Source organism: Muricoccus nepalensis (genome assembly GCF_006438825.1).
In the GTDB taxonomy this organism is placed as follows: domain Bacteria; phylum Pseudomonadota; class Alphaproteobacteria; order Acetobacterales; family Acetobacteraceae; genus Roseomonas; species Roseomonas nepalensis.
Window position 1 is genome coordinate 1 of the sequence record NZ_RCZP01000041.1, and the last position, 15836, is coordinate 15836.

At 73.0% G+C, this 15836-nt stretch carries 17 protein-coding genes; 11 read left to right on the forward strand and 6 right to left on the reverse strand.

All coding sequences use genetic code 11. The features are described 5' to 3' along the window. Positions 1 to 196 precede the first annotated feature (196 nt). Positions 197 to 1366 (reverse strand): general stress protein, encoded by a 1170-nt coding sequence (locus EAH89_RS32010; protein WP_194152365.1) that lies wholly within the window; start codon positions 1364 to 1366, stop codon positions 197 to 199. A 314-nt stretch (positions 1367 to 1680) separates the two neighbouring features. Further along, complete coding sequence (locus EAH89_RS32015) at positions 1681 to 2199, reverse strand: hypothetical protein (protein ID WP_194152366.1); 519 nt, start codon at positions 2197 to 2199, stop codon at positions 1681 to 1683. A gap of 337 nt (positions 2200 to 2536) precedes the next feature. On the opposite strand from EAH89_RS32015, the gene purC reads away from it, so the two are divergent. Genes purC through purQ form a run of 4 tightly spaced genes read left to right on the forward strand, consistent with a single transcriptional unit; the run spans position 2537 to position 4476 of the window. Then, entirely contained in the window at positions 2537 to 3301 is a 765-nt protein-coding gene (gene purC / locus EAH89_RS25015; protein ID WP_140886431.1) for a phosphoribosylaminoimidazolesuccinocarboxamide synthase, read from the forward strand. Further along, positions 3301 to 3540 carry a phosphoribosylformylglycinamidine synthase subunit PurS gene (gene purS / locus EAH89_RS25020; protein WP_140886471.1) on the forward strand — a complete coding sequence of 80 codons (240 nt, stop codon included), beginning with the start codon at positions 3301 to 3303 and terminating at the stop codon, positions 3538 to 3540. Before purC ends, purS begins: the two co-directional genes overlap by 1 nt. 16 nt (positions 3541 to 3556) lie before the next feature. Next, positions 3557 to 3805: a hypothetical protein gene (locus tag EAH89_RS25025; RefSeq protein ID WP_140886432.1), complete on the forward strand. Its 249-nt coding sequence runs from the start codon at positions 3557 to 3559 to the stop codon at positions 3803 to 3805. Next, the gene (purQ, locus tag EAH89_RS25030; RefSeq protein ID WP_140886433.1) at positions 3802 to 4476 is read left to right on the forward strand and encodes a phosphoribosylformylglycinamidine synthase subunit PurQ; all 675 of its coding nucleotides are present in this window, start codon (positions 3802 to 3804) and stop codon (positions 4474 to 4476) included. The genes EAH89_RS25025 and purQ overlap by 4 nt, the downstream gene beginning before the upstream one ends. Here the strand turns inward: purQ and EAH89_RS25035 are convergent. Continuing rightward, the gene (locus EAH89_RS25035; RefSeq protein WP_140886434.1) at positions 4466 to 5479 is read right to left on the reverse strand and encodes an SDR family NAD(P)-dependent oxidoreductase; all 1014 of its coding nucleotides are present in this window, start codon (positions 5477 to 5479) and stop codon (positions 4466 to 4468) included. The two genes, purQ and EAH89_RS25035, sit on opposite strands and share 11 nt — an antisense overlap. Before the next feature lie 217 nt (positions 5480 to 5696). On the opposite strand from EAH89_RS25035, the gene EAH89_RS25040 reads away from it, so the two are divergent. After that, the gene (locus tag EAH89_RS25040) at positions 5697 to 7697 is read left to right on the forward strand and encodes an acyltransferase family protein (RefSeq protein WP_161993746.1); all 2001 of its coding nucleotides are present in this window, start codon (positions 5697 to 5699) and stop codon (positions 7695 to 7697) included. Positions 7698 to 7792: 95 nt separating this feature from the next. On the opposite strand, the gene EAH89_RS25045 is transcribed toward EAH89_RS25040, so the two are convergent. Then, positions 7793 to 8191 (reverse strand): response regulator, encoded by a 399-nt coding sequence (locus tag EAH89_RS25045; RefSeq protein ID WP_140886436.1) that lies wholly within the window; start codon positions 8189 to 8191, stop codon positions 7793 to 7795. Continuing rightward, positions 8188 to 8484 carry a DUF3126 family protein gene (locus tag EAH89_RS25050; protein WP_140886437.1) on the reverse strand — a complete coding sequence of 99 codons (297 nt, stop codon included), beginning with the start codon at positions 8482 to 8484 and terminating at the stop codon, positions 8188 to 8190. Before EAH89_RS25050 ends, EAH89_RS25045 begins: the two co-directional genes overlap by 4 nt. A gap of 632 nt (positions 8485 to 9116) precedes the next feature. On the opposite strand from EAH89_RS25050, the gene EAH89_RS25055 reads away from it, so the two are divergent. The 6 genes from EAH89_RS25055 to EAH89_RS25080 all read left to right on the forward strand — a co-directional run bounded on the left by EAH89_RS25055 (position 9117) and on the right by EAH89_RS25080 (position 15019). Further along, the gene (locus EAH89_RS25055) at positions 9117 to 10010 is read left to right on the forward strand and encodes a hypothetical protein (RefSeq protein WP_140886438.1); all 894 of its coding nucleotides are present in this window, start codon (positions 9117 to 9119) and stop codon (positions 10008 to 10010) included. 237 nt (positions 10011 to 10247) lie between these two features. Continuing rightward, positions 10248 to 10850, forward strand: a complete 603-nt coding sequence (locus tag EAH89_RS25060) for a transposase (protein WP_140886439.1) — start codon at positions 10248 to 10250, stop codon at positions 10848 to 10850. An 80-nt stretch (positions 10851 to 10930) separates the two neighbouring features. Further along, positions 10931 to 13177, forward strand: a complete 2247-nt coding sequence (gene purL, locus EAH89_RS25065; protein WP_140886440.1) for a phosphoribosylformylglycinamidine synthase subunit PurL — start codon at positions 10931 to 10933, stop codon at positions 13175 to 13177. A 13-nt stretch (positions 13178 to 13190) separates the two neighbouring features. Next, a complete protein-coding gene (locus EAH89_RS25070) occupies positions 13191 to 13427 on the forward strand; it encodes a BolA family protein (protein WP_140886441.1) in 237 nt (78 codons plus the stop codon). Between the two features lie 9 nt (positions 13428 to 13436). Then, complete coding sequence (grxD, locus tag EAH89_RS25075; protein WP_140886442.1) at positions 13437 to 13778, forward strand: Grx4 family monothiol glutaredoxin; 342 nt, start codon at positions 13437 to 13439, stop codon at positions 13776 to 13778. 11 nt (positions 13779 to 13789) lie between these two features. After that, positions 13790 to 15019: an MFS transporter gene (locus EAH89_RS25080; protein WP_140886443.1), complete on the forward strand. Its 1230-nt coding sequence runs from the start codon at positions 13790 to 13792 to the stop codon at positions 15017 to 15019. On the opposite strand, the gene EAH89_RS25085 is transcribed toward EAH89_RS25080, so the two are convergent. Then, entirely contained in the window at positions 15016 to 15792 is a 777-nt protein-coding gene (locus tag EAH89_RS25085) for a DUF3891 family protein (protein WP_140886444.1), read from the reverse strand. The genes EAH89_RS25080 and EAH89_RS25085 overlap by 4 nt on opposite strands. Positions 15793 to 15836 lie beyond the last annotated feature (44 nt).

Below are 15836 nucleotides of genomic sequence, written 5' to 3' on the forward strand. Positions count from 1 at the left end.
CCGCGCGCGGCCCCGCCGCGGCGCGCCCCGCCCGCGGCCCGCGGCGGCAAGGGCCCCACGAACCGCGCCAAGCCGCCCCCGCCCCGCGCCCGCCCCGCGCGCTAGCCCCGCCAGACGAAAAAAGGGCGGCCCCCGAAGGAGCCGCCCCGTTTCCTGGCGCGCCCGGTCGCCCGGGCCGCCCGCCGTCAAGCCGCGGTCAGAGCGTCTTGTGCAGCGGGTTCGCGCCGGTCTTGTTGTCGCCGGTCGCCTTGTCCGCAGCCCGCTCGGCCGCCGTGCCCGGGGGGTTCGCCGGCGTGCCGTCGGACTGGGAGGGATAGGCGCCGGAGACGTTGGTGCCCGCCGCCCGGTCGAAGGCGCGGCTCGCCATCGTGCCCGGCGGGTCGGACTCGCCCGTCCCGGTCGTCGCGCCCATGCCCGAGCCCGTGCCCATGCCCGAACCCATGCCCGCGCCCGTGCCGACCCCGAGGCCCGCGCCCAGACCCGCCGCCGCGCCGGCCGTCATGCCGGTGCTCGCGCCCATGTCGGCGCCCGCGGTGGAGCCGAGGCCGGCCCCCGTGCGCGCGTCCGTCCCGGACTTCGGGTAGACCGTCGTGTCGGCGCGGCTCGTCTCGTTCTCCGGGTGCGCGCCGGAGACGTTGGTGCCGGCCACCTGGTCCAGCCCGCGCGACGCCATCGTGCCCGGGGGGTTGTCGCGGGTGCCGTCCGGCGCGTCGCCGATCACGGCGTCGCCCTGGTAGGTCGTCCAGCCGCCGGAGCGGTAGTCGGCCTCGCGGCTCGAGGAGTCGACGGGGTTGTACCGCGCCATGATCGCCTCGGCCTCGTCGGCGCGCGCGTCGTCGGTGCGCACCGTCACCAGGCTGCCGCCGCGGCGCACTCCCTCGGAGTAGACATGCGCGTCGCGCTCCTCGACGCCCGCGCCCGTCAGGCTGCCCAGCAGGCCGCCCGCCGCCGCGCCGGCGCCCGCGCCGGTCAGCGCCGCCACCAGCCAGCCGGCCGCGACCAGCGGGCCGACGCCCGGGATGGCCAGCGCGCCGATGCCCGCCAGCAGCCCCGCGCCGCCGCCGAGCACGGTGCCGATCGTGGCCCCGGTCCCCGCGCCGCTCGCCGCCTCGTCGGTGTCCACCACCGGCTCGACGCTCGTGTCGCGGTCCGCCGCGGTCCCCATGGTCGTGCTGTCCATGGCGCCGGCCGGCGTGCCGGTGGTGGCGCCCATGGTCTGGCCGGTCACGCCGCCGGCGTTGCCCGAGCCGTCGTTGGCGACGATGCTGACGTCGTCGTGGCTGAAGCCCGCCGCCTCGAGGGCGTTCACCGCCGAGGTCGCGTCCGCGTAGCTGTCGTAGAGGCGTGCAATGGTCCGCATGGCCATGGAATTCATCCCTTTGTTGCTGCGCCGGCCGGGGGGACCAGGGGTCCCCGCCGCGGCGCCGGGCCTCGGGCCCGATTGGTTGCCGGGCCTGGGGCCCGCTGGATTGCCGGGCCTGGGGCCCGATGGGTCGCCGGGCCTGGGGCCCGATGGATCGCCGGGCTTCACGCCCAATCAGGAAACCGGGCCTGGGGCCCGCTGCGTGGCCGGGCCCCCGGGGCCCGCTCGTTCACCGCCCGGCCGGGCCTCGCGGCCCGCCGGCCGCTCCGACGGCCGGCCGCCCCGCCCTCCTGGCGAGGCCGCCCACCGCCCCGGCGTCAGCGCGCCGGCGCCGCGCCGGTGACGACGTTGCCCTGGTAGTCGAGGCCCACGTCGGCCGTCTGGCCGCCGCGCATCGCGCGGCCGCGCCACACGCCAGACTCGTCCTTCTTCAGCTCCTGCACGCCCGTGTAGCCCGCCGCCTCGATCCGGCTGCGCGCCTGGCCCTCGGTGAAGGAGTTGGCGCCCTGGGCCGGGGTCGTCGTCGTGGCCGGCGCGCTGCCGGCGTTGTCGCCGCGGGTCGCCGACTGCGTGTTGCTGTCCACGGTTGCCCCGCCCGGCACGCCGCCGGGGTTGCCCTGGGTCGCGGTGCCGGAACGCGTCTGGGACGCCGCCGGGCCGGTGGTGGTGCCCGGCGCGGCCGTGCCGCCGGGGGACTGGGTCGCCGGCGCCATGGTCATGGCGTTCCCGCCGCCGGTCGTGCCCTGCGAGCCCGGGTTGGTGTTGTTGCCCTGCTGGGCCAGCGCCGGCGTCACCAGGGTCGCGGCGAGGGCCAGGGTAGCGAAACTCGTGCGCATCGCGATCTCTCCCAAATTGGTTGGTCCGGGTTCTTCCGACGGACTGAAGGAGCGATCCCGCCGCGACACCCCCGGGAAGCCCGGGCGGCGCGGCCGTCTCGTTCCTTGCCCTGGGTTAACGCCGCGTCCCGTGAAACGACGGCGTCGCTCACGCAGCCGTGAGCGATATCGTTCCGCCCTCCCGCGGCGCCCCTGCCCCGCCCGCGGGCGCGAGGCGGACCTGCGCGCCCGGCGGTGGCCCTGCCCCCCGCCCCCTGTTATAGGGGCCCCTCATTCGCCGCCCCGCGCGGGACGAAAGTCCGGCGCCCGCGCGGCCGCACAGGTTTCGGAACCCCCCATGGCCCGCAGGCGACAGCTCTACGAAGGCAAGGCGAAGGTCCTCTTCGAAGGCCCGGAGCCCGGCACCCTCGTCCAGTACTTCAAGGACGACGCGACCGCCGGGAACGGCGCGAAGAAGGGAATCATCACCGGCAAGGGCGTGCTCAACAACCGCATCAGCGAGCACCTGATGATGAAGCTGGCGGACATCGGCGTCCCCACGCACTTCATCCGCCGCCTGAACATGCGCGAGCAGCTCATCCGCGAGGTCGAGATCATCCCGCTCGAGGTGGTCATCCGCAACATCGCGGCCGGCAGCCTCGCCACCCGCCTCGGCATCCAGGAAGGCACCCGCCTCCCGCGCTCGATCGTCGAGTACTACTACAAGAACGACGCCCTGAACGACCCGATGGTGTCGGAGGAGCACATCACCTGCTTCGGCTGGGCCGCGACGCAGGATCTCGACGACATCGTGGCGCTCGCGCTCCGCGTGAACGACTTCCTCACCGGCCTCTTCCTCGGCGTCGGCATCTCGCTCGTCGACTTCAAGCTCGAGTTCGGCCGCCTCTACGAGAACGACGAGATGCGCATCGTCCTCGCCGACGAGATCAGCCCGGACAACTGCCGCCTCTGGGACGCCAAGACCGGCGAGAAGATGGACAAAGACCGCTTCCGCCGCGACCTCGGCAAGGTGGAAGAAGGCTACCAGGAGGTCGCCCGCCGCCTCGGCATCCTCCCCGAGGCCGGCGTCCGCGACCTCAAGGGCCCGGAGCTCATGCAGTGATCAAGGCGCGAGTCTTCGTCATGCCGAAGAACGGCGTCCTCGACCCACAGGGCAAGGCCATCGGCCACGCGCTGGGCACCCTCGGCTTCGAGGGCGTGGGCGAGGTCCGCACCGGCAAGGTCATCGAGCTCGAGCTCGAGGGCACCGACCCCGCCGCCGCGAAGGAGGCCGCCGAGGCCATGGCGCGCAAGCTCCTCGCCAACACGGTGATCGAGTCCTTCCGCGTCGAGATCGCCTGAAGGGTCCCGCCCGCCGGTGATCAAGGCCAGCCTCCTGATCATGACCGTGCTCACGGTCCTGATCGCCATGCTGCTCTCCTGGCGGGAGCGCCGCCTGGCCGCCGCCCGCCCCGCCCCGCTCCCGCGCAAGAAGGCCCGCCCGCCCGGCCTCCTCGCCCGCGGCAAGGTGAGCCTCGACCGCTGGGTCACCGCCGCCGCCATCGCGGCCATCCTCACGACAGCCGTCCTCGGCGGCCTCCACTGGCTCAGGGTCTTCCAGCGATGAACGCCACGATCCTCCTCTTCCCCGGCACCAACCGCGAGCGCGACATGGCCATCGCCCTCCAGCGCGCGACGGGCCGGAAGCCCTCCCTCACCTTCCACCGCGAGACCGAGTTGCCGGCGGGCACCGACCTCGTCGTCCTCCCCGGCGGCTTCTCCCACGGGGACTACCTCCGCTGCGGGGCCATGGCGGCGCAGTCCCCCATCATGCCGGCGGTCCGCGCCTTCGCGGAGGGCGGCGGCCACGTGCTCGGCGTCTGCAACGGCTTCCAGATCCTCTGCGAGGCCGGCCTCCTCCCCGGCGCCCTGCTGCGCAACGCGAACCTCCGCTTCCTCTCGATGGACTGCGTCCTCCGGGTCGAGCGGGCCGGCACCCCCTTCACCAACCACTGGCAGAAGGGCGCCACCTTCCGCGCCCCCATGGCCCATGGCGACGGCAACTACTTCGCCGACGAGGCGACGCTCGACCGCCTGGAGGGCGAGGGCCTGGTCGCCTTCCGCTACGCCGACGGCAACCGCAACGGCGCCGCCCGCGACATCGCCGGCATCCTTTCCCCCAACCTCCGCGTCCTTGGCCTCATGCCCCACCCCGAGGACCTCGTGGACCCCCTCATGGGCGGCGAGGACGGCCTCCCCCTCTTCACCTCCCTCGCCGAGGCCCTCGTCACGGCCTGACGCCCGCGGCGTCGCGCTCGGCCGCCATCCGCGCGCGCACGCCGCCCTCCACCCCCGTCCCCGCCGCCACCGGCGCGTGCACCGCGCCCGGCCCCACGGGCCCGGGCGGCGCCTCCTCGAGTTGCGCCCGCCGCACCACCGCGCCCGCCAGCCGCTCCGCCCAGCGCGGCGCGATCCGGCTGCCCAGCACCGCCCCCCGCGCCTTCCACCCCACGGCGTATTCCGTCTCCGGGTGGATCGACATCCAGACCACGGCGTCCACCACCGCCTCCGGCCCGTCCATCGTCGTCATGCGCGAGGCCCGCCCCGTGTAGTTCCCGGCATGGTCCCAGAAAGGCGTGTCCACCGCCCAGGGCTCCACCGTCGAGACCCGGATCGCCCCGTCCAGCCCCGCCCCCCGTAGCTCCTCCTCGATCGCCGCCCCCAGCGCGATGAGGCCCGCCTTCGTCGCCGCGTAGCTCGCGTGCAGCGCCACCGGCACCCGCCCCTCCACCGAGGAGACGTTCACCAGCACCCCCGCCCCCTGCGCCCGGAACCGCCGCAACGCCGCGTGGCTCCCGTAGATCGCGCCCTTGAGGTTCACGTCCACCACCCGCGCGTGGTCCGCCAGCGGCACCTCCTCGAAGCGCCCGATCGAGGCCACCGCCGCGTTGTTCACCCAGGCGTCGATGCGCCCGAACCGGCCGACCGCGGCCGCCGCCAGCCGCTCTACCTGGGCGGGGTCGCTCACGTCGGTCGGCACCACCAGCGCCTGCCCGCCGCCCGCCCGCACGGCGGAGGCCACCTCCTCCAGCACCGCCTCCCGGCGCGCCGCCAGCACCACGTTCGCCCCGTAGCCGCCGAGCCGCTCCGCCACCCCGCGCCCGAACCCGCTCGAGGCCCCCGTCACCACGTAGGTCCGCCCCGCGACCAGCGCACGGTCCCCGCCCCCGAGCTCCGACGGCGCCGAGCACCCCGCCACCAGCGCTCCCAGCACGGCCAATGCCGCCCACCGCCAAGCCATGCCCGCGCCCTCCACCCCGCGAAGCCGCCCCGACCGGCGCCTCCACGGGTCAGAACCCGCCACCCCGCCCTTCGTTCCAACTCGCAAAACCTGCCCCGGCGCCCGGGCCGCCCGCATTGCTGGCGCGCCCGCATCCCGCTATCTCCCGCCCGCAACCACGCCCCGCGACGGCGCGCGTCCCGGCCGGCCGCCCCGCCGGCCCAAGGAAGGGTCCGCCTTGCCCGAACCGACCCTCGCCGCGCCCCCCCTCCGGCGGCCCCTTCCCGCGGCAAGCGCCACCCCCGCCCCCCCGCACGACGACGCCTACCGCTGGGACATCGACGGGCTCCGCGCCGTCGCCGTCGCGGCCGTCATCATCAACCACCTCGACCGCCGCCTCCTCCCCGGCGGCTACCTCGGGGTGGACGTCTTCTTCGTCATCTCCGGCTTCGTCATCACCAGATCCCTCCTCCGCCACCGGGCGGGGAGCTTCCGCGGCCTCCTCGCGGCCTTCTACGCCCGCCGCTGCCGCCGCCTCATCCCGGCGCTCGCCACCTGCGCCGCCGCAAGCGGCCTCCTCGCCTGGCTGCTCGACCCCGAGCCGCTGGCCTCCCTCCGCACCGGCCTCGCCGCCCTCCTCGGCCTGTCCAACATCACCCTGCTGGCGGCCTCCCAGGACTACTTCGCGGCCTCGAGCGCGATGAACATGTTCACCCAGACCTGGTCGCTCGGCGTGGAGGAGCAGTTCTACCTTCTCTTCCCCGCCCTCGTCTGGCTCAGCGCCCTCGGCCGCCGCGCGGACGGCGCGACCCGCCTCGCCGCCCTCCTCGTCCCCCTCTCCCTGGCCTCCCTCGCCGCCCTCTTCCTCCTGCCGGGCCAGGCCGGCGGCGCGGCCTACTACCTCGTCCTCGGCCGCTTCTGGGAACTCGGCGCCGGCTGCCTCGCCGCCCTCCTCGCCCTCACCCGCCCGGCCCTCGCCGGCGCCCTCGCCCGCCCCGCCCTCGCCTGGGCCGGCCTCGCCCTGCTGCTGACCGCCTTCGCCGCCCCGGTCCGGCCGACCGCGCTCGCCGGCCTCCTCGCCGTCCCGCCGACGGTGCTGCTCCTCCTCGCCGCCCCCGCGGGCCCCCCGCTCCGCCGCCTCCTCGCCTCCCGCCCCTTCGTCGCGACCGGCGCCGCCTCCTACTCCCTCTACCTCTGGCACTGGCCGGTGGTGAGCGCGAGCGCCCTGGCCCTCAGCCCCGCCCGCTGGCAGCTCCCGCTCAAGCTCGCCCTCATCGCGGCCCTCGCCGCCGCCGCCTACCACCTCGTCGAGCAGCCCGCCCGCCGCGCCCTCGCCGCCCGCCCGCCCGCCTGGTCCTACGCCGCCTCCGCCCTCGCCGTCCTCGCCGCGGGCGGCCTCCTCCTCGCCCTGGCCGCGGTGCCGAACCCGGCCCCCCTCGCCCCGCGCCGCTTCCTCGAGGTGCCCCTCTCCTACATCCGCTTCCCCGTCACCAACGCCGACCAGGTCGCGGACTGCGCGGTCGACCCGCCCGGCCGCCCCCTCCGCCCCACCCTCGTCGAGCGCTGCACCGTCGCCCCCACCCGCCCCGGCGCGCCCACGGTCTGGACCATGGGCGACAGCCACGCCGGCCACCTGCTCGGCCTCCTCGCCGCCCTCCAGCGCGAGGGCCTCGGCATCCACCTCGCGGAAACCCCGGGCAAGGCCTTCCCCCTCCCCCCCGGCACCGCCATGCCCGAGCGCGACGCGCTTTTCGAGGCCGTCCTGCCGCGCATGCGGCCCGGCGACGTCCTCCTCCTCGCCCGCCTCTTCCTCCAGCGGACCGACCCGCCCAGCCCCTGGCCGGGCCTGCCGGAATGGACCGCCGAGGTCGAGGCCCTGGCCGAGCGCCTCCGCCCCCGCGGCGTGCGGGTCGTCGTCATGGGCCCCATGCCCCTCTTCCGCTTCGCCTCCGTCTTCGCCTGCGAGCTCGAGCCGGCCGGCGCCACGAGCTGCGACGTCCCCCGCGCCGACCTCGCCGCCGTCATCACCCCCGTCGAGACCGCCCTCGCCGAGGCCGCCGCCCGCCACCCCAACCTCCGCCTCTTCCGCCCCTTCGCCGCCCTCTGCCCGCCCTCGGCCGAAACCTGCTCGCCCGTCCGGAACCGCATCCCCCAGTTCCGCGACCGCGACCACCTCAACAGCGCCGGCGCCGCCAGCCTCGCCCCCGCCTTCCTCGCCGAGACCCCCACCCCGGACTGACCCCCGCCCCGCGCGCAAAAAAGGCCGGGGGACATGGCCCCCGGCCCCGAACCACTCTCTCCCCCGCGCCGCCCGGCCGGACGGCGCCCGCCCCCTCAGGAACCCGCCGAAACCCCGCCCATGATCCCCGACAGCGCGGCCAGCACGTCCTCGGGCTTGTAGGGCTTGCTGATCACGGGCGCCTTCGCGTGCCGCCCCCGGTCCACCATCGACGCCTCGTAGCCCGTCGCGAAGACGAAGGGCACGCCGAGCGCGGCCAGCCGGTCGGCCACCGGCAGGGCCGACTGCCCGTCGGCGAGGCTGTAGTCGATCACCGCGGCGTCGATCCCGCCCTCGGCCATCGCCACCCCGATCGCCGACAGCGCCTCGGCCACGCGCGCGGCCTGCACGACCGCCCGCGCCCCCGCGATCATCAGCGCGTCCTCCAGCAGGAAGGTGATCAGCGGCTCGTCCTCGACCACGAGGATGCGCCGCCCGGTGAAATCCAGTGTCATCGTGTGCTCCTCGGCTTGGGCGTGGTCTTGGGCGCGGGTCTGGCCGCCGCGGCAGGCCGCCCCGGCGCCGCCGGCGCGGCCGCGGGCGCCAGGTCCTCCTCCAGGATGGTGAGGTGCACCGCGTAGGACACCTCCCCGTCCTCGGCGTCGCGGTGCAGCGTGCCGATCACCTCGTCCCCCACCGCGACCTCGATGCTCATCCCCGCCCGCACGGGCGCCACGACGCGGATGCGCTCGGTCGCCAGCAGCCGGCGCAGATAGGCCTGCACGCGCTCGATCTCGGATTTCGTCAACCTCGGGCCACTCCCCTCGCCACCGGCACCGTCGCGCAGCCCCCGCGCCGGAACCCGGCACCGGAAGGCCTGCCGCGCCTCCCCGTAGCCGCCGCGACGAACCGTGCCGGGCCGGGGCGGCCGCAAGGGCGCATCACCGGGACGACATGGCGCATCCGGGACCCGGCGCGCAAGACCCGCTTCCCTGCCAAGACTTGCTCACCTGTCAGAGGCCATACTTCCCATCATCGCAACCGCGACCAGGTCAGAAGCACTGGTGCGACCAAGCGGAACACCGCCTTCCTGCAAGCCCCCGGCGAAGAGGAACGGCTTGCGGAAACAGCTGGGAGAAGAAATTCTCCCGCATCCTCCTCTCATTGTTGCGAGACGCTGCGGAACGCTCAGCGCCGTTCGGGGAGTTCTCGATGGTTTTGACGAACTCTCCAGCCACGCAAGTCGTGCACGAAGCGGTTTGTGGGCCCCTACACGCCCATAGTTCACGTCGAAGGACACTTCGCTGAGACCTAGGAGCGGACCTTCACGCGACGCAAGGATGTCAGCGATCGATGCACGTCAAAACTCCTTCCAACTCGAGCGAGGGGCTGCCTTAGTCTCTGCTGCATTGGTCGTGTAGTCACGCGCGAGGTGCTGTCATGCAACTCTGGGCCCTCCAGGCAATCGCAAACGGAGCCACTTCGCTCGCTGAGATCGAGCAACGGCATCCGGTGCTTGGCGAAAATCTTAGGGAATTCATTAACACCATAAACCGATGCTGCCGCGAGGCTTACTACCGTTTTTCTACTTCTCTGGACGACGTCTTGACGCTTCCTGATCAACCGAGTGAGCTTGCGAAAGCCGATGTACTTCGTAAATTGCGGAAGGCCTCTGACAGCGAGTGGTTTCGTGATGTTGCCCGAATTTGCGACAACCTCGCGGCCGTAGCGGACACCTACGATACCAGCGTTGCGAAGCATATCAACGACGAAAGCATCCCCTGGTCCGAGCGTCATTCTCTATTAACATTTATGAGAATTCTTCATAAGCATGAGGGCGATCTAAAACAAGATATCCGGAACGCCGTGGATTCTCTTAAGATTAACATCGCAGAATCCCGAATTTCGGAAGCGCGCCAGCAGGCGTGGACTATGAAAGAGGCAATTGACCTAAACCTGACAAAAATCAACGGCTTGAGCTTAAGAATAATAGGGTCGACGGCAAATGGGGCAAACGAAGTCCTGACGAAGGAGCAGATTGCAGAACAAGCTCTCCGTCGGCCCGAGCAGGTCCTATTGCTCAACATGGCGATGATGGTGGCGCTTCTGATCATCGGGGCAACGGTGCTGCAATACGTCTCCTTGCTCGCATTCCCGCTTCTGACCGCCTTCGTTATAACGGCCGTGGTCGTGGTAAACGCCTTTTATCTCCGCAGCATCGACAAGCTCCACGAGGAACCGTTCATTGAGCTAATGAAGCTAGCATTGCTGAAGTTCTTCGCGCCTCTGTCTCGAAGGCCTGCCCACCACAGCGGACGCAAAGCGAACGGCTAAACGTCCGTTCAATGCTCCAGGCCGAAGGTGGGCTGAACGTAGAGATGATAGAAGTCGGAGAGCATCAGCTTTCCAGGGCTCTCGGCGGCTGACAAACCGGCTGCTTACACCCGCGCCCGGCCATCTTTCGTGTGGGAGACGCAATCAACCTTGAGGCTTGGTGATGCGCATCCTGCCCACTGACCCCTGGCAAAGGAATAAATTGACAAAAAGCTCGCGTTCCCTTAGCATGAAGTCATGCCCCTCCCCCACGCCCCCCGCCTCACCACCCCCCTCCCCTGGTCCCCCCTCACCGACTCCCAGTGGCTCGCCCTCCTCCCCTACCTCCTCCCGCGCTCCCCCGCGGGCCGCAAGATCAATGACCTGCGCGCCCGCATGGACGCCATCTTCCACACCACCGCCCACCACGCCCCCTGGCGGGAGGCCCCGCGCGACCACGCCACCCCCGACACCATCGCCCGCCACTACCGCCGCCTCACCCGCGCCGGCCTTTGGGAACGCCTTCTTATCGCCCTGGCCGAGACCGACCCCCGCCACCCGCTCCGCAGCATCGAGCACCTGATCGTCCGCGCCGCCCGCCGCGCCCACCGCCTGCTCGGCCCCGCCTTCCTCCTCCTCGTCCGCCGAATCGGCCTTCGCTCCGCCCTCCCCGCGCCGCCCTGGCTCCTCCCGGACCCCGATTTGTCCGAAACCCTCGCGCGCAGCCTCCCGGCGGCGCCGCCCGCCACCCGCGCCGGCCTCGCCGCCCTCAAGACCCGCCTGCGAAGCCTCCGATACCTCCTCCGCGCCGCCGAGGGCCGCGCCCGCATCCCCCGCAGCGTCCGCCTGGCCTGGCCCTGATCCGCGCCATGCGCCGGGCACCCATCCCCACCCCCGAAAGGACCCTCGACAAGCAGCATCCCCCTGCCCAAAACCCGCCCATGCCGAACGCGCCCGCCGAAACCCCCGCGAACCTGCTCGACGAAGCGAAGGCCCGCGCCCTCGCCAAGGATTTCGGCCTCAAGGGCGACGAGTTCGACCGCGTCCTCGCCATCCTCGGCCGCACCCCCTCCATGACGGAGCTCGGCATCTTCTCCGTCATGTGGTCGGAGCACTGCTCCTACAAATCGAGCCGCGTCTGGCTGAAGGAACTCCCCACCAAGGCCCCCTGGGTCATCCACGGCCCCGGCGAGAACGCGGGCGTCATCGACATCGGCGACGGCCTGGCCGCCATCTTCAAGATGGAGTCCCACAACCACCCGAGCTTCATCGAACCCTACCAGGGCGCCGCCACCGGCGTCGGCGGCATCCTGCGGGACGTCTTCACCATGGGCGCCCGCCCCATCGCCAACCTCAACGCGCTCCGCTTCGGCGCCCTTGACCACCCCCGCACGAAGGCGATCCTCGACGGCGTCGTCCGCGGCATCGGCGGCTACGGCAACTGCGTCGGCGTGCCCACCGTCGGCGGCGAGGTGAACTTCCACCCCGCCTACAACGGCAACCCGCTCGTCAACGCCATGACGGTCGGCATCGCGCGCCAGGACCGCATCTTCCTCTCCGCCGCCGCCGGCATCGGCAACCCCGTCGTCTATGTCGGCTCCAAGACCGGCCGCGACGGCATCCACGGTGCCACCATGGCCAGCGCCGAGTTCTCCGAGGACGCCGAGGAGAAGCGCCCCACCGTCCAGATCGGCGACCCCTTCGCCGAGAAGCTGCTCATCGAGGCCTGCCTCGAACTCATGGAGACCGACGCCATCGTCGCCATCCAGGACATGGGCGCCGCCGGCCTCACGAGCAGCAGCGTCGAGATGGCCGGCAAGGGCGGCGTCGGCATCGAACTTGTCATGGACAACGTCCCTCAGCGCGAAACCGGCATGTCCACCTACGAGATGATGCTCAGCGAGAGCCAGGAGCGCATGCTCATGGTCCTCCGCCCCGGCGAGGAGCACGTCGCCGAGGCCATCTTCCGGAAGTGGGAGCTCGACTTCGCCGTCATCGGCCACATCACCGACACCGGCCGCATCACGCTCCGCCACCACGGCATCCTCGAGGCCGACATCCCCCTCGCCCCCCTCGAGTCCGAGGCCCCCCTCTACCGCCGCCCGACCGCCGAGACCCCGAAGCAGCCCCTGCTGGACCCCGCCTCCGTCCCCGACCCCGTCGGCCTACCGGGGGCGCTCCGCACCCTCCTCGCCTCCCCCGACCTCTGCTCCCGCCGCTGGATCTGGGACCAGTACGACAGCACCGTCGGCGGCCAGACCGTCCGCCGCCCCGGCGCCGCCGACGCCGCCATCGTGCGCCTCGAGAACAGCGCCCGCGCGCTGGCCATGACCACCGACGTCACCCCCCGCTACTGCGCCGCCGACCCCGAGGCGGGCGGCGCGCAGGCCGTCGTCGAGACCTGGCGCAACATCACCGCGACGGGCGCGCGCCCGCTCGCCATCACCGACAACATGAACTTCGGCAACCCCGAGCGCCCGGAGATCATGGGCCAGTTCGCCGCCTGCATCCGCGGCATGAAGGCCGCCTGCGAGGCGCTGGACTACCCCGTCGTCTCCGGCAACGTCTCCCTCTACAACGAGACCCGCGGCGTCGAGCACCCCCAGGCCATCCTCCCCACCCCCGCCATCGGCGGCGTCGGCGTGATCGAGGACGCGCGCCAGGCGGTCGGCCTCGCCCCCGCCTCCGGCCAGGAGATCGTCCTCCTCGGCGAGACCCGAGGCCATCTCGGCCAGTCCCTCTGGCTCCGCGAGATCGCGGGCCGCGAGGAGGGCGCCCCCCCGCCCGTCGACCTCGCCGCCGAGCGCCGCCACGGCGACTTCGTCCGCGAGCGCATCCTGGCCGGCAGCGTCACCGCCTGCCACGACCTCGCCGACGGCGGCCTCCTCGTCGCCCTCGCCGAGATGGCGCTGGCCGCCAACCTCGGCCTCAACCTCGCCAACACGCCCCAGGGCATCCCGGCCCACGCCTTCTGGTTCGGCGAGGACCAGGCCCGCTACCTCTGCGCGACGCCGGACGCCCCCGCCCTCCTCGCCGCGGCCAAGGCGGCGGGCATTCCCGCCATGCCCATTGCCCGCGCCGCCGGCACCACGGGGGCCTTGGCGCTGCCCGGCCATCCCGCCATATCCCTTGACGAGCTGCGCGCCGCCCACGAGGGCACCCTTCCCGCCCTCATGCGCGACGCCTGAGAGGAACCCGCCCATGGCGATGCCCGCCGCCGAGATCGAGGCGCTCATCCGCGCCGCCCTGCCCGACGCCCGCATCACAATCGAGGACCTGGCGGGGGACGGCGACCACTACGCCGCCACCGTCGTCTCCGAGAGCTTCCGCGGCATTCCCCGCGTGCGGCAGCACCAGATCGTCTACGCTGCCCTCCAGGGCCGCATGGGCGGCGCGCTGCACGCCCTCGCCCTCCAGACCTCCGCCCCCGAGCAGTAGGAGCACCTCATGTCCGACAACCCGACCTTCCAGCAGATCAAGTCCGAGATCGACGCGAGCCCGGTCACCCTCTTCATGAAGGGCACCCCGGTCTTCCCGCAGTGCGGCTTCTCCGCCCGCGTGGTGCAGATCCTCTCCCACATGGGCGTGCCCTTCCGGGGCGTGAACGTGCTCGAGAACGCCGAGATCCGCGAGGGCATCAAGGCCTTCTCCAACTGGCCGACCATCCCCCAGCTCTACGTGAAGGGCGAGTTCGTCGGCGGCTGCGACATCGTCACCGAGATGTTCCAGTCGGGCGAGCTGGCCACCCTGATGTCCGAGAACGGCGTCCCCCACTCCCAGGCGGCCTGAGCCGCCCCGGCGTGCCGCCCGACGCCCCGGGCGGCCTCGCCGGCGCCTCCTGGAAGGTCGCCCTCTCCGTCACCCTGCTGATGCAGACGGTGGCGGCCTTCCTCAACCAGGGCGTGCCGGTGCTGGCGCCGCTGCTCACCGGCAGCGCCGGCCTGCCGCCCGAGGCTGCGGGCCACCTCTCCGCCCTCGGCACGCTCGGCGTCCTCATCTTCCTCGTCGCCGGCGGCCCCATCCTGGCGCGCCTCGGGCCCGTGCGGACGCTGCAGCTCGGCGCCGCCCTCGGCGCGGCGGGGATGGCCCTCGCCTCCCTCGGCGGGACGCCGGCCCTGGCCGCGGCGGCGGTGCTCATCGGCCTCGGCTACGGGCCCACGCCGCCCGCCGGCAGCCGCATCCTGGCCGCGACCGCGCCGCCGAGCCACCGCTCCCTGATCTTCTCCGTCAAGCAGGCCGGGGCGCCGCTCGGCGGCATGGTCGCGGGGCTGGTCCTCGCGCCCGTCGCGGTCGCCTGGGGCGGGGGATGGGCGCTCGGCCTCGCGGTCGTCGTCGCGCTCCTCTCGGCCGTCCTCATCCAGCCGAGCCGGGTCTCGCTCGACGTCGAGCGGGAGCCGGAGCGGCGGATCGGGCCGCGCGCCCTGCTCAGCCGCCGCAACCTCGTCGGCCCCTTCGCCGCGCTCCGGCTGCACCCGCTGCTCGCCCCGCTGACGGCCCTCGCCTGCTCGCTGGCGACGGTGCAGGGCTGCTTCTTCGCCTTCGCGGTCACCTGGCTGACGGAGACGCGGGGGATGACGCTCGTGGAGGCCGGGATGGTCTTCGCGGCCATGCAGGCGGGCGGCGTGCTGGCGCGGGTGGTGCTCGGCTGGATGGCGGACCGCACGGGCAACGCCGCCATGAACCTTCTCGGCCAGGGGCTGGGCGGCGCCGCGGTGGTCGCGGTCTTCGTGCTGCTGCCGCCGCTCGGCTTCGGCTGGACCCTGGCGCTCGGCGGCCTCGCGGGGTCGCTGGTCGCGAGCTGGAACGGGATCTACCAGGCGGAGGTCGCGCGCCTCTCGCCGCCCGGGCGGATCGCCGAGGCGACCGCGGGATCGAGCACGCTCTGCTTCCTCGGCTACCTCGTGCCGCCCGCCCTTTTCGCGGGGCTGGTGACGCTGACCGGGAGCTGGCTGCTGCCGCAGCTTCTCGCGGCGGGCCAGCTCCTGGTGGTGGCGCTGCTCGTCCTGCCGCGGCTCCGTCGCGGGGACTAGGCCCCGTCGGCGGGGACCAGGGTCTCGGCGAGGGTGCTCCAGGTCGCCTCGCGGAGGTCGCGGCGCATCGCCTCCTCGTCGGTCCAGCGGGTTCCCTCGGGCAGGCGGATCGTCTCGCAGCGGAGCGTCAGCGTCGCCTCGCGGAAGGGCCAGGGGTCGAGCGACCAGCGCGCGGTCTCCAGCCGGACGAGCTTCATCTTGCGGCTGCCGCCGTTCTCCAGCGGCGCCTCCCCGGCCATGTCCGGCTTGGCGAAGCAGAGGGCGAGGGAGAGGGCGTCGGTGACCGCGACGAGGGCGGAGTTGCGCGCGACCTGGTCCTGCTTCGCGCCCAACTTGGCGATCCAGTCGGCCTGGAGGGCCTCCTCCTTGGTGGCGTTGCGGTCGATCGCGGCCTTGTCCTTCGGCGGCAGGCTCTCGGGGTCCATGTACTGCGTGTAGATCCGCAGGCCGTGGAGCGAGATCAGCAGCGCCGGCCAGAGGCCCCAGGCGGCGCGCGCGCGCTCCACGCCGCGCGCCCACATGGGGGCGTGGACGGCCGCGCCCAGGCCGGTGAAGGGATGGGGAAGGCCGGTCTCGGGGTTGAGGCTCGGCGAGGCCTCCCAGTCCAGCCAGGCGATGTCGTGCTGCCCGGCCGCGAGGATGACCTCGGGCGCCGGGTCCGGCCGGGCGAAGCCGGGGGCGCCCCAGGCGGCCATCATCTGGCCGGAGAGGAGGGCGTGGGAGGGCTGGGGGATGAGGAGGCGGACGCCGTCCTCCGGGTCTCGCAGGATCATGCGGGGTCAACGCGCGAGGCCGGGCTTGGGCACGGCGCCTTTGC